Below are 15,037 nucleotides of genomic sequence, written 5' to 3' on the forward strand. Positions count from 1 at the left end.
TTATCCTTTCCGTAATGTATTTAAATACAAAACATGTTCTTTATTATAGCTGCGTATTCCCTTTCTGACCACCATAGGTAGTACGACATATCGAAACAATGCATTGCCCGGATGGAGCCACTTTTTATGATAAACAGTAGGTACTACCGGAGTCATAGAGTTGGGACCTATGGTAATGGCAGATACTTCATATCCTTCTTCACTGCCCATTTTAGAAACGATCTCACCCTCTGCATTCGTAACTAATGAACCACCCATGAGACAGAAATTCTGATTATAGCTTTTCACACCGAGGCCTCCCATAAATTCTGGAAATGTCCCTACTGCATTAGCAAAAATCGTAGGTACTCTCAAATAGTTGGAATAGGATGCCGCAACCGTATAAGGTTGTTCTTCAAATAACTGCCGGTCACTCTCCGATATTTGTGTGTTAGATTTGTAAGGTGCGGGGCTCGCATGTGGCATCAGCATAAAATCAATGTTCGCACTTTTCATTCTATTAAGTCTGTCAATATTATGGTTATCGGCACATATTCCTATCCCAATTCTACCGATATCCGTATCAATGTATGTATCACCCTTACTGCGCTTAAAGCAATAGGCTTCTGCATCTTCTTTCCGTATTATACCACATATTTTTCCTTGTGGATTGCTTAGCAGGTATGAATTATAAAAATCCTTACCATCTGTCTCAATAAATCCTGCTCCAATATATATTCCTAATTGTGCAGAAAGCTCACACGCCCATTGCGCTGTCTTTCCATCTGCTGGTTCCGCATACTGCCAAATTGATTGGTTCGGAATATACCCGCATCCAGAAAGCTCCGGAAGAACAGCAATACTTATGCCTTGATCAGCAGCCCGTGTAATCAAAGCTGTTGCCTTATCGTATCCTGCCATCTGATTTTCATAATAATTCTTTAACTGGATGATAGCAACCTTTATTATTTTCATATGAAATCCTCCTTTACAGAACATTGTTCTGTAATAATTTTAACAGAACAACGTTCTGTATGTCGATTACTTTTTATCAGATGGATTGACCGGTGCAGGTTAGCCACCTATACCTATAGGACACTACCAGAGATTAGTATCCTATAGAATAGTAAAAGGTGCTGTTGCATAATATACGTGCAGGGAATATGACTTACCATAATGCACTGTCGGAAGAACAGATTGTTGATTTTATATGGATAAGGCGAACTTTTTGTCCGCCTGAGACATATAAAATCAGCAATGTGTTACTTCCGTCTGTGTGTGAGGTAAGTCATATTCCCTGCACGTATATTATGCAACAGCACCTATACTAATATCGTCTCAACCTTCTAAATCAGCTTAATAGTTTCCCTATAAATTAAATGTCAGCTATGGGAACCGCTCCATCCACCCAATTTAGTTGATTGTCCATCATAAACTGCTCCGTCCAATGTCTGTCCAGGGTATACCAATTATGGAAATTTATTATACATTGATATAGTGCTTCTACGGATGCACTGTCTTTGTGCTCAACTACTTGATTAATTATCTGGATCAATTGATCAGGTTTCTTCTCCACAGATTCCAATACCCTTATAAACCATTTATAAGAAGGATATAATGTTTCATTATAGGTCAGTATAAGTCGACCAGCAAACAAAATATAATTTGAGAGACAATAATCCATAAGGAATTTATTCTTTTTTCTCAATCCCTCATAGTAATACCATTTCCATGTTTCAAATTGTGCATAAAATTTATTCATATTCTCCTGTTTATTTTCAACGGGATAACGGGAGGCATCCCTGATTAGCTGCTCCAAATTGTCAATTTCAGAATATGAAATAAAAGCACCTTGGAAAGCAAATTTTGCTGGTTCACTACCATATTCGGCAACCTTTTTCATATAATCTACGCTGGTACATTTTCCATCGATATATCCGCCCTCATAAGCACAGGATTCCGTCTCATAATAGAATGCTCTATTCTCTTTGAGTGCTTTTTGATAATCCTCGTCGGATAGAACGATCATGATATCGATGTCTGAATCTTCACTGGCATATCCATGGGCGATTGAGCCGCCAATAATAATACCAAGAACATCGTCTCTTACTTTAAGCTTGTTTGTTATAGTCTCAATTGCTAATTGATGATGTTTCAGCATACAATTCTCCCTTCCATGTCCTAAATTAGTCTACGCCTGAAACAGTTGAGCCGCCTTTTCCATCCTTTCGGCTATGGATACTCCAAAGGGGCATCGCGTCTCACAGGCTTGACAACCGATACAGTCCGATGCATTGGCTGAAAGACTCGTATAATGAGCTCTAACTGTGGCTGGAATCTCCTCTTGCATTAGTGCCAAATCATATAGTTTATTCACCATTGCAATATCTATATTGGATGGACATGGTGCACAATGACCACAATAGGTACATTGACCGGAATATGAATGGTAAGGTGCATTTGCAAGTACTGTTGCATAATCCTTCTCTTCCTCAGTAGCAGTTTCATATGCAACCGCTGCATCTACATGTTCCGGTGTGCTGAAGCCAGTCATAACAGCTGCAACAGCTGGACGCGTCAGTGCATAATGAAGGCACTGAACTGGAGTTAATGCCACTCCAAATGGAGAATTCTCTGCACTAAACAACCTTCCTCCTGCGTATGCCTTCATTACAGTGATGCCCACATTCTCCCGTTCGCATATCTGATAGAGTTCTTCTCGTTCCGGCGCAATCCCTTTTAGTTCCTCATTATAATGTTCACTAAAGAGAAGATTGATATCTTCGGATGCCGGAAGCATATCGAATGCCGGATTCAGACTAAATAAAATCATTTCTATTTCTCCGCTCAATGCTGCTAACTTTCCAACAACCGGATTATGAGTACTGAGTCCGATATGATGGATTTTGCCATTTCTCTTTAGCTCTCTGACATATTCCATGAATTCTCCACTTAAAATACGATGAAACTCTGCTGCCTCATCCACAAAATGAATCATTCCTAAATCTATGTAATCCGTCTGAAGTCGGCTTAATAAATCTTCAAAAGCCTCCTTCACTATTTCCAAATCACGCGTTTTTACGTATTGACCATTCTGCCAGGTAGAACCGATATGTCCCTGAATAATCCATTTGTCCCGATTCCCGGCAATCGCTACACCAATATTGGAGCGTACATTTGGTTCAGACATCCAACAATCCAAAATATTAATTCCATATGCTTCACTACGATCAATCACTGCCTTTACTTCTGCTGCACTTTGTCGTTCCAGCCATTCGCCTCCAAGTCCAATTTCACTTACAAGTAGCCCTGTCCTACCCAACATCCTGTACCTCATATTTCTACTCCTCTCCGTATCTGAATAATCTCTGAACGTAATAAACGATTGTCTAATTATTATACCAATATCCTCCTGTCATAGCAATGAAATATTGGAAGATATATTCAAATACGAACGATGCAAAGAAGCTTTCTATCATAAATAAAAATGGAGAAAATATGAACGGTCCATAATAGACATTTCATCTTTTCTCCATTCTATATTCCTAATATCTACCCAAAATAGTATCCTTAACATCCCATCTTTGCGGAGCATAAGGTGTCTGATCCCCATACCCCACATCTACATAGGTAACTAATCGTATGTAATCCGGTAATTGGAATCTTTCTTTCAGACGCTTGCACATTTCCTCACTAAAGGTCAGCCATACACCCTCTAATCCAACAGCATGGGCTGCAAGTACAATGTTCTGTCCGGCTGCACCTGCATCTAATAACTGATTACGTACCGGTGTGAAAGAATTTGCCCGATAGCAGCGCATATCCTGTAAAATTACTAAATGAACAGGGCCTCCTGGCACATCGCTTCCTCGGAATAGTCCAGGCTCATTCTTATCCCGTACCACAATATAACGGATCGATTGCACATTACATCCGTGAGCAGCCCAGATACCCGCCTCCAGCACTTTATCAATCAGCTCATCCGGCACCTCCTGGTCTGTGAACTCCCGGACAGAGCGACGCTCCTTGACAATGGTAAAGAACGCTTTCTCCATCTCCGGTGTAACCGGTGTAGGCTTGAATTCATCAAAACTAACTTTTTCTCCTTTTGCTAATCTGTCAGCAGCATTCACTAGAAATGATGCATAACGATACTCCGGTAAATCTGTTGAAAGTCCTCTTTTCACCCACAATTCCAATAGGTGTTTCGTGTAATCCGCCTGTTGTGGTCTTAAAGTACCCCCTCTGTAGGCAGTAGCATAGACTTGGATTTCCAATGTATGATGGGACCGTTCCCGAACCCTTGCACGAAACTCCACCTCATCCATTGCTAAGAATTCTTCATCTGTCAATCTCATATTCTTATCCCATATTTCTCTTGCTTCTTCCTTCGATAAATAATCCATACTTGTGTCTCGAAACATCTTTCTTACCATCCTTTCATAATCTCTATACTTTTATCATTTACTAACTACTTTCTCAGCTTATCTAATATCACGTATCATATATTTCCATCCGTGTATTTCTAAGTTTCTTATAGGTTTCCATAATTATTACTCGGAATCTGTGCTCCGTTACGATTGATATCCATCATAATCTGTGATGCAATATCCACCAACTCTTTAGAATTACGATTTCTCCTATGTGGAAATGGAACATCGTATATTTGTTGTATTTTACCCGGTCTCGGACTTAAAAGTATGATTCGGTTAGCAAGGAAAACTGCTTCATTGATATCATGGGTGACAAAGAGTATATTCTTTTCTTCTCTCTCCCATATTTGAATTAGTTCCTCCTGTAACGAGCATCTAGTCAGGTGATCCACTGCACTGAATGGTTCATCCATAAGGATTACCTTGGGTTCCATTGCGAGTGTTCGGGCAATTCCCACTCTCTGTCGCATACCGCCGGAAAGCTGGGAAGGATATTTATGTTCGAAACCCTTCAGGTTGACCATGTTGATGTATTTTTCCAGTCGTTTGTTCTGTATTTCCTTAGGTATCTTTGCAATCTCCATACCAAAGGTAATGTTTTTTTGAACAATCCTCCAAGGGAAAAGTGATGCATCCTGAAACACCACACCAATATCACGGCTTGTTCCGTTAACCTTAACTCCATCTAATAATATCTCACCACTCGTTGCATCTAAGAGACCGGCCACAATTTCAAGAAGTGTAGATTTCCCGCAGCCGCTGGGTCCGACAATACATACAAATTCACCATCATTAATTGTCAGGTTAATGTCCTGTAATGCGTGAACTTCATTTCCATCCGAACTGGTATATAATTTGTTTATATTCTTCACTTCTATTTTTGGCATATTGATAACCTCGCTTATTTTTTCTCCGGATCAGTGAGCCCTAATGTTTCAGCTGCAACAATTGCAAACTCATTGGTAAAGGTATCCGTATAATCAACACCCTCTTCAACCCAGCCATATTCTCTTAAGTAATTAAATGTTGTTTCAATACGATCACTAGGAATAACTGGATAGTCACGCCATACATCAATTTCTGATTCAACTGCTTTTCTCATGGTCTCCGGTGATGTGCTCATCTTCTCAGCAGCCCAGTTAATAAATTCATCATAGTATTCGTTTTTCACCTTCTCATGTACCTGATAGTAGGCTGTGATAAATCTCTGTAAGTTTTCCGGGTTATTTTCGATAATATCATTACTTGCAATGATGGTTCCTGTATAATAATCCGGTATATAGTCCCAGGCTCTTCCTAATGAATGACCAATTCCTTCTTCCTCCGCCAGAATTGCATAAGGATTATGAATGATTGTAGCATCCACTTCACCGGACTGTAATGTAGCATAAGCTTCCTGATAGGTTCCATTGGCAACAAGTGTTACCTCATCTGCACTGATATTGTTTTTCTCCAGCATTTTAAGTACGGAAAGCTTCATACCACCGGCTGCCCCCTGGGTACCTATGGTCTTACCCTTTAAATCCTCAAAGCTCTTGATCTCATTATTAGCGACAAGCCAATAGCAGCCTGAATATCTCCACATATTACCTACAAGCTTCGCAGGTACTCCGTTATATATCCCGGGAATATATGAGCTCGGATCGCCATCGGCTACATCAATTTCTCCTCTGGTAATTAAGGAAAGCACTCCTGAATTACCTGAAGTGTTCTGAACTAGTTCAAAATCGATGCCAAGTTCCTTATAAAATCCCTTTTCAATGGCAAAGTTATTAACCGCGCCGGTCATACCCTGTGCAAAGCAAGCTCGAAGGACAATTGGTTCCAGCTCATTGGAGGCACTTTCCTGCGCATCCTCTGAAGTATCCGATGCCGGAGTTGTTATATCCTCCGTGGTATTTTCCGCCTGTGTATCATTTGTCTGACTTTCGGTAGTCTCTTTGCTCGATGCAACCTCTGTTTTATTTCCGCAGCCTGCCAGAAGTCCTACTATAACACTTAAAGATAAAATGAGTCCTACTAATTTCTTTTTCATAAAATTCTCTCCTTTTTCTTATATTGATCTTTATACTCGGCTCCATTTATGGCAAACCGCATATTCGATTACAGAAATGAATTTAACAAGTAACACAGATATGACTGTTACTAAAATGATAATAAAGAATATAATTGGTGTATTTAATAATGATTGTGCCTGTGAAAGTAAAAAACCAAGCCCCGCCTTCGCTGCCTGCATTTCCGAGAAAACTACACCGGTTAAGGATGTAGCTGCTGCAAGTCGTAATCCGTTAAATATAGAGGGAAGTGCGGATGGAATGATAACTTTAAATACCGTTTGAAAACGATTTGCCTGGAACACTCTGGCCACCTTTAAGTACTCCACTTTACATTGCTTAGCCCCTGTGACGGTGTTATATAAGATTGTGAAAACACTAAACAGGATAATTAAAATAACCTTTGATTTAAAACCAATTCCAAACCATAGGATGAGTAATGGAAGGATGGCTGTCTTTGGTATTGCCATAATGGTTGCACAGAATAAATTCATATATTCCTCGATGGTAGGAAACAGAACCCAGATTAACCCGAATACAATACCAATAACCAATGCAATTCCATATCCAACCAGTAACTCCTTTAAGGTAACCCAAAGATGTGGAAGCAGTGTTCCATCTGCAATTATGCCAAAGCCCTTCTGTACAATAGAAGAAGGAGAGGCAAGGAATACCTTTTGTACGCTTCCGCTATCCACAGCTACCTGCATATAGACTAGAATTGCCAGAATAGTAAGTACCTGCAAAAGATTGATGAAAGTGAATTTCTTTTTCCCTGGCTTTATACTAGGCTTAATCTTTGCTGCCATAGGTATACTCCCCTTTCTTCACATTGTCACTCTCAAAGTATTCTCTCTTACAGCTATCGCCCTGCAATATGACATTTTGTGTAATCCGGTGAGATAAATGTCCCGAAAAATTCTCAATTGTAGTTGTATCAATGACATCACAGTAGAATGTTGCCAGTTCACTAAACCAGGGATACTTCGTTATGTACTCTCTCCATACTTCCGCATATGGACAATGGTCCTTTCCCCATTCAGGCACCCAGCCGAGAAATGGTAAATCAATCACTTTGCGAAAATCCTCAACTGTCTCTGTCGGAAGGCCCTGAGCCAATGCTTTCTCCTTCATTTGATCGGATCGATCCACTGCCTGTTCGAATACAACTCTTTGTATAATTTCCTTCGCCTGTTCTAATCCAAATTGTTCATATAATACCTTGCTGAAGTGAAAATAGAGTAGGGCAAATTGTCTTGCTGCTTTTCTTACCTCATTTACCGCATATTCTTTATCAATAGTACCTTCTATTTTAAAGCTATCCTTTCCCATTCCATTTACTCCCTTTCTTTTTGAATTGTTGATAGTATAAACAATAAATAATCTTATTCTCCTTCTTCGATATAGTTGAATTGATTCATAAAGGCGATATATTCTTCTTTGTTTTTAAACTTAGGCTCATAGTCTTCCACTACGTTTTTTGCTACTACTGCATTACTTTGAAGTAAACGATAGGTACTTAGTGCAAATATCTTTGCTGTAATGATATAAGCCTCTTCCTCATCAACGACATCAAAATCAACTTGATGAAAGCCTCCTTCTATTCCTCCTGTATGAAAGGTCAATACCGGCATAAGGTGTTGTACATCTCCAACATCGGTGGAACCACCGCCATGTTTCTTTGTATCAACAATAGAAACCTTTTCTTCACCTAAAAGTTCCTTGGCTATATCAATGACTTCCTTCGGAAATTGCTGTGGTAACCCCGGCAGATAACCCGGCATCGTTTCAATACGATATCCCGCTCCCATTGCGAACGCTCCTGCCTTAAACGAACGGTCCGTTTTCGCCGATGCATCGGCAAAGGCCTCCAGTGTCTTTCCACGTACCAAGGTTTCCAGCACCACCTGATCCGGTATTACATTAACTAAGTCACCACCCTTTGTCATAATCGGATGTACCCTCACACAATCCTCATCCCGGAAGGTTTCCCTATTAAGCCCAAGTGCCTGTAAGCCAATGGAAGCAGCTGATAAAGCATTTACTCCTTTCTCCGGACTGCCTGCTGCATGTGACGCCTTTCCTTTGATTTTTATTACCTTTGATACAAAGCCATTGTTACTTCCACTTCCGAAGGATATTCCCTCATTTATAGAATGATGTGCCAAACATAGATCAACATCATCAAAAGCACCAATACGGAGCAGTTCACATTTGCCACCACCATATTGAATTTTACCTTCTTCCACTAATTTGTTTTTAAATTCTACCTCTCCATACTCCTCAGCGGGGACAGCAAAGAATATCACTTGGCCATCCAATGCAGACGAGATTTCAGGGTCCGTCAAAGCAAGTGCTGCACCGATCAATCCTGTAAGTTGTGCATGATGACCGCAACAGTGGGCCGCCTGGGTTTCCGGATTCACATGGGCATGCTGTGGAATACACAGTGCATCCAGTTCTCCGATAAGAGCCAGGGATAGATTACTTGCCTTTTCCTTATTTAAATATGCTTTTGCACCGGTAATGGCAAGATTTTTTTCCACTGGAAGATTTAATCCTTCCATGAATGAAACAAACTTCTCTGACGTACGGAATTCCTTGTAGCCGAGTTCGGCATGATTATAAATATCTCTACCGAATTCCAGAATAGTGTTTCGATTCTCATCAATTAATTGCACAATTTTTTGTTCAATAGAATTCATGGTCCCCTCCTTTTAGGAATGTTTAATTCCTGATTTATCTGAAAAACTGTTTCTTCATCTGATGAGATAAACAAGAAACAGTATTTCATACTATGTTGATAGGAATTATATGTTTAATTTCGGATTATTATATGGCATATAAATCCATTTGTCAACAGCAAAAATAAAAAAATTAAAAATACATTATAAATGCAAAATTCGTACCTCATCTGTTTCTCTTAAGTTAATGCTTTGAAGTATATGTTTATTCAAAAGAAGGGCGTGTTTCAATCCTAACGAAAAATGTTAGTTTTGAAACACGCCCTTCTTTTTCTTAATATCATGAAAGGTTATTTTATTAAATCATGAGAAAACTGATATCGCTTCCTTTTCTCTGTAGATTTACCATATTGAATTGCCGCCTGTTTACATCCATGTATACATTTGAGGCAAAAGGTACACTCACCCTCCCAAACCAGTTCACCATTCTTCATATGAATTACATTACAGGGACATTCTCTTACACACTGCTCACAGCCGTTACATGCTGAGGTTGTATAAAACTTTTTCACGTGATCTGTTTTCCTATAAGCATATCCTGTAATCGGTGTCACAAATGCGATGATACCTTTTTTGAGATACTCAGTATTCTCTTTGCGTTCTATAAAAGTAATGATTTTATCTATTTCAACCTCAGCCCGCCTTAAGGTTACTTTCCGCTTTTCTTCTTTCGCAATATCATATCCTACTACATAATTGTCAACCATTTTAACTCCGAATTTCCCATACAGTGGGAGCTGCCTTTCGCCCAATAATCGAGATAAACGATCCATAACATTCCCCGCAGCAATACCATAGGTTGCCACTGCATAAACATATTGGTTACGATAGCCTGGCAGCTTCAGCTGATGAATGAAGCGCTCCATTATGGTTGGGATACAGTACCAATATACCGGAAATACAAAACCTATTCTCTCCTCTTCATTCACTTCGAATACTTCATTCTTTTTCATGATGTCTTCCGAAATAAATACGGTTCTTTCCCCAGTACTTTTGGCAATTTTCTCTGCAACATGCTTTGAATTTCCTGTTCCACTGAAATAAAATATCACTCTTCCTGTTCCCCCTTATCTACCTTTATTCTCCAATCTTTTCACTAATTCATTAAAAATCCGTTCCACAACCTGCAGTTCTTCTTGATTTGCTGCGATATCCGCTATATTATCTACAACCCATTTATATATAGCATTATCTCCCTGTAAAATACGTCTTCCCTTATCAGTTAATTCAACATAATATATTCTTTTATCCTCGATTGATTGGGATTTGCTAACTAAGTCCATACTAATCAACTTTCTAATGATTACTGATACAGCGGGTTTTGTGATGGATAATTTTTCTGCTATTTGTGAGAAATTAGGCTTCTGCAATGATTGTATGACAAGTAAATAGTAATAATCATTATTCGAGAATTTATTTGCTTCCTCTTCCGTTAATATTGTATTCAAATTAAGTATACAGGCTTCCCATAATAGATTTACAAGTGACGAAAATTTCTGTTCCATATATCCTCCATATAACCCTATGTTTTCTATTACTTACTATGTAAGTGATTATAGTTAAATAATTTTAATTAAATAAACTTAATTAAATATAATTAACTATATACCATAGTAAGGATGTACTGTCAATAACAATGTGCGTACATTAAAATAGAAATTTGCTGACGTAAATATTCCAGATTAGCTTCATATACAACAAGAAATTATTAGCAATTTATTTACATTCACCTTTTTATATAGTATAATAACAGAACATATTCAATGGAAAAATTATGCATTTTTAATGGTTCGGGATGATCTGAGGTAACATTATAAAATTGTTGCCAGGTGGCAAGATGGGAGGCGTATATGGTAAGTCTTAAAACTGAGTACTCAGCAATGGATGTTGGGTATGACCCGAAGCGAGTAGAGTATCTGACTCACTTTTTTGAGGATTTGATTGAAAAGAAAAAGATATTATCCGCAAATTATTGTCTGGCGAGGGATGGCAAGGTATTTGCGAATAATGCAGTCGGAAAATTGTCTTTCCGTGAAGAAGATTCAAGAGAACTACAACCCGATACAATTCAGAAAATTGCCTCGATTACAAAGCTCTTTACCGCAGTAGCTATCTGGCAGTTAGTTGAGGATGGCAGGCTCCGTGTGAACCAAAAGGTTGGAGAAATCATCGAGGAATTCTCCTTTCCACCTTTTGATGAGATTACCGTTGCTCATCTTCTATCCCATACCTCCGGTTTGCAGCCGGATTACAATTGTTTTGAGTATAAATATCAAGTTAGCCAATGGAATTTCATTCAAGAGGATAAGGGTAACAACTGGATCGCTGCTTCCTTACGTAGTGGTCTGCGCTGCAAGCCCGGAGTGGAATGGGCTTATAGCACCTTTGGCTTTGTAATTCTGGGTGAGATTATCTCAAGAGTCAGCGGTGAATTTGCCAATGATTATATTATGGAGCATATTGTTAAACCCTGCGGACTCAAGGATACTGGTTTTGATTACTGTAAGAAGGAAATAATCTCCCGGATGAACATTCCTCATGAACGTAGGGAAAAGCAGGTAAATGAAGTATTAGGCGGAACTTACATAGACACGGATGAAGGAACCGTGTGGGAGAAGATCCCTGCAACTGGTGGCGGTCTCTATTCGACTTCGTATGATCTCTGCCGTTTCGGCACCATGCTTCTTCAGGGCGGATACATTGATGGAAATCGTATTCTCGGAAGAAAAGCAATTGAAAAGATGACAACCATTTATCCACATCCCGATGTCAAGGATTATTGCTGGAATGCAGGAGGGGTGTATCATCCATGTGGTCTGGGACCGGATATGCGCTGTAACGACGCTAGTATCTATACACCAGGTACCTACTTCCATGAGGGTGCAGGCGGATGTTGCCTGATTATCGACCCTACGGAGAAGATGGTTGCCGCCTGGTTCGTTCCCTATATCAATGATGTTTGGTGTATTGAGTCTCAATTTCATGCTGCTGCTGTGATATGGTCAGGGATCATATAATCAAGATAGAGAATCTTGTATAAAGTATCAGAAGGGACAATCACTTACCCTGATACACTATCGAAAGAAGCGTGTTACTGTCTTATGTATAATCAGTAATATGTTCTTCCGATGTGTGAAGTAAGTGATTGTCCCTGCTTATTATTCTCCCCTATTGATTTCGTGTGTAGCCTATTAATTGAATGTTAACCTATTTATTTTTTACAATATTATTAATTTCTTCTACCTGCTGCTTCGTTAATGGTCCGAAATCAAGCGCTTTGATGTTGGATTCAACCTGTTTTACTGTCTTAAATCCGGGAATCGGTACCATATACGGGCTTCTTGCCCAGTTCCAAGCCAATGCTCCCTGTGCCATGGTACGTCCATCCGATGTGAGAATCTCTTTGATAGCATCCAGCTTCTTTAGTAATTGACTGTTGGGAACTCCCTGATTAAAATATATCATCCATTCCATAGTTGTGGAACGAATATCATCTTCCGGTAGCCTGCTGTCAGAGTTATACTTACCGGATAGTAATCCCATAGCTAAGGGCTGTCTATTTAACCCCATAATTTGATTCTCATCAATAAGCTGTATCATTTCTTCGTTATTCGCAAAGATATTTAAGTCAAACTGGATCGCACTACATGCAGGATATTTCATGATTGCCTTCGCTTTCACAGGAGAATCAGTACTCCATCCATAACTACGGATATAGCCTTTCTCCCTAAGAATTTCAAGGGTCTCCACTACATCATCAATTTGCTCTACTGTAACAGACTGAATATGAAGCTGATAGATATCAATATAGTCCGTACGAAGTCTTCTTAAGGAGTCGTGGCATTCTGCGATTATGGATTCTCTTTCAATACTTTCTCCCTTACCTACTTTTTTGACATCATCACATGGACATCCAAACTTGGTAGCGATTATGACTTTATCTCTCACATCATGTAACGCTTCGCCTAGTACCTTTTCGCTATGACCATACCCATAGGTAGCAGCTGTATCAAATAATGTGATTCCACTATCATATGCATATCTCAATGCTCTGATTGATTCCTGATCATCCACTTTCGACCAGCCAAGAGGAAGACCTTCCGGCCCCCAAGTACCGCCGATTGCCCAACATCCCATACCCAGCGGTTTAATAGCTTGATTTAATTGCTTAATTTGAAGTTTCATTTTATACCTCCCGATAGTTACTATGTAATATCAACACCAACATAATAATTTCGGGTAATGGTTTATTCAAGGTCCACTTTTCACATAATTTAATGGTACCAATTAATGATCAAAAAATCGTCAGTGTTCTAATGCCATTCTTAATCTTTTTACGCCCTCTTCTATCTCGCTGTTACTTAATTCTCCATATCCCAATACTAGTTCATTTTTATGATTTCCCTTTATTATGGAATAGTTCTCCACAAAGTCAACAATTACACCAGCATCTTCTAACGACTGAATATCCTGATCTGTAAAATTTCTCTCGTATTGAAAAAGCAGATGTAAACCTGCATACTCCCCGGATACCTTCGCATGAGCTCCGAATTCCTTCTCGATACATTTGATCAGATGCAACCGCTTCTTTTCATAGACCTTCTTCATTTTGTAGATGTGTTTATCCAAATACTTTAATTCAAGAAATTCTGCCAATGCCAGCTGTAAGGTGGAATTGACCCACTGGTTAGAGAGTTCCATTTGTCGAGTCACAATATCACATAAATGATGTGGCACAATCATATATCCGATACGAAGCGAGGGGGAGAATATTTTACTAAAGCTTCCTAGATAGATAACACGTTCCGGATCCAGATTTCGAAGTGGCTGTATTGGCTCACCCTTATATCGGAACTCACAGTCATAATCGTCTTCCATCACATAGGCATTTTGCTCTTTGGCATATTGCAGTAAAGCAATACGACGTGCAACGGGAAGAATGCCTCCAATGGGGAATTGATGGGAGGGAACCACATAGATCAAGTCCGTATTTGGGATTTTGTGTAAGGCTTCCACCTGCATTCCCTGCGTATCTACTGATACAGGCAATACCTCATATCCATAATTAGAGAACGTATTAATAACAAAATGGATACAGGGATCTTCCAGTACCATTTTATTAAAGTACTTTTTGAAGGTTTTTGCTATGAGCTCCACTCCACCAGAGGTTCCCGGTGTAATTATGATCTGATGATAGTCGCATACAATTCCTTTTACTCTATATACATAATCACAGATCGCTCTTTGTAGTTTTTCCATTCCAGTGAAGTTGCAATAAGCGTTTGTTTCATCTTCCTCATCCATACAGGCCTGCTTTAACAGCTTTGACCATATGGTCTTGGGAAATAGACTGGAGTCTGGATTACCGGCATTAAAGGAAATACTGTTGTCTTTCCTATGTACTTCACTCTTATTATAAAGAATTGTTTCATTATAAGATTGTGTGTATTTACCTATGTCTACAACATAAGTCCCTGACCCCTCCGTACTAGTCAGATAGCCTTCCGCAATAAGTTGCTCATATACTTGTATCACTGTATTTCGCGATATCCCCATTTCATTTGCCATACTTCTGGAGGATGGTAGACGTTCTCCGGCAATCAGTTTGCCGTCTAAGATAGATTTTCTTATTTGATTTTGCAACTGTTTTGAAATTGATAATGGACTCGATCTATCAATTTCTAATCCATACATCCTATCACCTCCGAATTGGTACCATTTAAATAATTGTGAAATGGCTCTTTATATTCCTCTTCATAATTATATAATAATAGCCATCATTATACAAATAATGAAATTATGTTACAACTCAATTCTTGTTATTATT

14 protein-coding genes are annotated in these 15,037 nt (G+C 39.2%); 1 reads left to right on the forward strand and 13 read right to left on the reverse strand.

Features of this window, described 5'->3' with window-relative positions:
* The 11 genes from H0486_RS11100 to H0486_RS11150 form a co-directional block, all read right to left on the reverse strand.
* Entirely contained in the window at positions 1 to 954 is a 954-nt protein-coding gene (locus H0486_RS11100; RefSeq protein WP_228353066.1) for a carbon-nitrogen hydrolase family protein, read from the reverse strand.
* A 400-nt stretch (positions 955 to 1,354) separates the two neighbouring features.
* Complete coding sequence (locus H0486_RS11105; RefSeq protein ID WP_228353067.1) at positions 1,355 to 2,140, reverse strand: nucleotidyltransferase domain-containing protein; 786 nt, start codon at positions 2,138 to 2,140, stop codon at positions 1,355 to 1,357.
* Positions 2,141 to 2,170: 30 nt separating this feature from the next.
* Positions 2,171 to 3,316, reverse strand: coding sequence for an aldo/keto reductase (locus tag H0486_RS11110; RefSeq protein ID WP_228353068.1), 1,146 nt, complete (start codon positions 3,314 to 3,316; stop codon positions 2,171 to 2,173).
* Between the two features lie 208 nt (positions 3,317 to 3,524).
* Positions 3,525 to 4,403, reverse strand: coding sequence for a nitroreductase family protein (locus tag H0486_RS11115; protein ID WP_228353069.1), 879 nt, complete (start codon positions 4,401 to 4,403; stop codon positions 3,525 to 3,527).
* Between the two features lie 110 nt (positions 4,404 to 4,513).
* Entirely contained in the window at positions 4,514 to 5,299 is a 786-nt protein-coding gene (locus tag H0486_RS11120) for an ABC transporter ATP-binding protein (RefSeq protein WP_228353070.1), read from the reverse strand.
* A 14-nt stretch (positions 5,300 to 5,313) separates the two neighbouring features.
* Positions 5,314 to 6,447 carry an ABC transporter substrate-binding protein gene (locus H0486_RS11125; RefSeq protein WP_228353071.1) on the reverse strand — a complete coding sequence of 378 codons (1,134 nt, stop codon included), beginning with the start codon at positions 6,445 to 6,447 and terminating at the stop codon, positions 5,314 to 5,316.
* Positions 6,448 to 6,477: 30 nt separating this feature from the next.
* The gene (locus H0486_RS11130) at positions 6,478 to 7,275 is read right to left on the reverse strand and encodes an ABC transporter permease (protein ID WP_228353072.1); all 798 of its coding nucleotides are present in this window, start codon (positions 7,273 to 7,275) and stop codon (positions 6,478 to 6,480) included.
* On the reverse strand, positions 7,259 to 7,798 hold the full coding sequence (locus H0486_RS11135) for an L-2-amino-thiazoline-4-carboxylic acid hydrolase (RefSeq protein ID WP_228353073.1): 540 nt from the start codon (positions 7,796 to 7,798) through the stop codon (positions 7,259 to 7,261). Before H0486_RS11135 ends, H0486_RS11130 begins: the two co-directional genes overlap by 17 nt.
* A 53-nt stretch (positions 7,799 to 7,851) precedes the next feature.
* On the reverse strand, positions 7,852 to 9,171 hold the full coding sequence (locus H0486_RS11140) for an amidohydrolase (RefSeq protein WP_228353074.1): 1,320 nt from the start codon (positions 9,169 to 9,171) through the stop codon (positions 7,852 to 7,854).
* Between the two features lie 329 nt (positions 9,172 to 9,500).
* Positions 9,501 to 10,262: an EFR1 family ferrodoxin gene (locus H0486_RS11145; RefSeq protein ID WP_228353075.1), complete on the reverse strand. Its 762-nt coding sequence runs from the start codon at positions 10,260 to 10,262 to the stop codon at positions 9,501 to 9,503.
* Between the two features lie 15 nt (positions 10,263 to 10,277).
* Positions 10,278 to 10,715, reverse strand: coding sequence for a MarR family winged helix-turn-helix transcriptional regulator (locus H0486_RS11150; protein ID WP_228353076.1), 438 nt, complete (start codon positions 10,713 to 10,715; stop codon positions 10,278 to 10,280).
* Between the two features lie 345 nt (positions 10,716 to 11,060).
* Here H0486_RS11150 and H0486_RS11155 point away from each other — a divergent pair, with 345 nt between their 5' ends.
* The gene (locus tag H0486_RS11155) at positions 11,061 to 12,227 is read left to right on the forward strand and encodes a serine hydrolase domain-containing protein (RefSeq protein ID WP_228353077.1); all 1,167 of its coding nucleotides are present in this window, start codon (positions 11,061 to 11,063) and stop codon (positions 12,225 to 12,227) included.
* Between the two features lie 190 nt (positions 12,228 to 12,417).
* On the opposite strand, the gene H0486_RS11160 is transcribed toward H0486_RS11155, so the two are convergent.
* Together H0486_RS11160 and pdxR are read right to left on the reverse strand one after the other, a co-directional pair.
* Positions 12,418 to 13,395, reverse strand: a complete 978-nt coding sequence (locus tag H0486_RS11160; RefSeq protein WP_228353078.1) for an aldo/keto reductase — start codon at positions 13,393 to 13,395, stop codon at positions 12,418 to 12,420.
* Positions 13,396 to 13,515: 120 nt separating this feature from the next.
* Entirely contained in the window at positions 13,516 to 14,904 is a 1,389-nt protein-coding gene (gene pdxR / locus H0486_RS11165) for a MocR-like pyridoxine biosynthesis transcription factor PdxR (RefSeq protein WP_228353079.1), read from the reverse strand.
* Between the last annotated feature and the right edge of the window lie 133 nt (positions 14,905 to 15,037).

The organism is Variimorphobacter saccharofermentans, assembly GCF_014174405.1.
GTDB lineage: Bacteria > Bacillota > Clostridia > Lachnospirales > Lachnospiraceae > Mobilitalea > Mobilitalea saccharofermentans.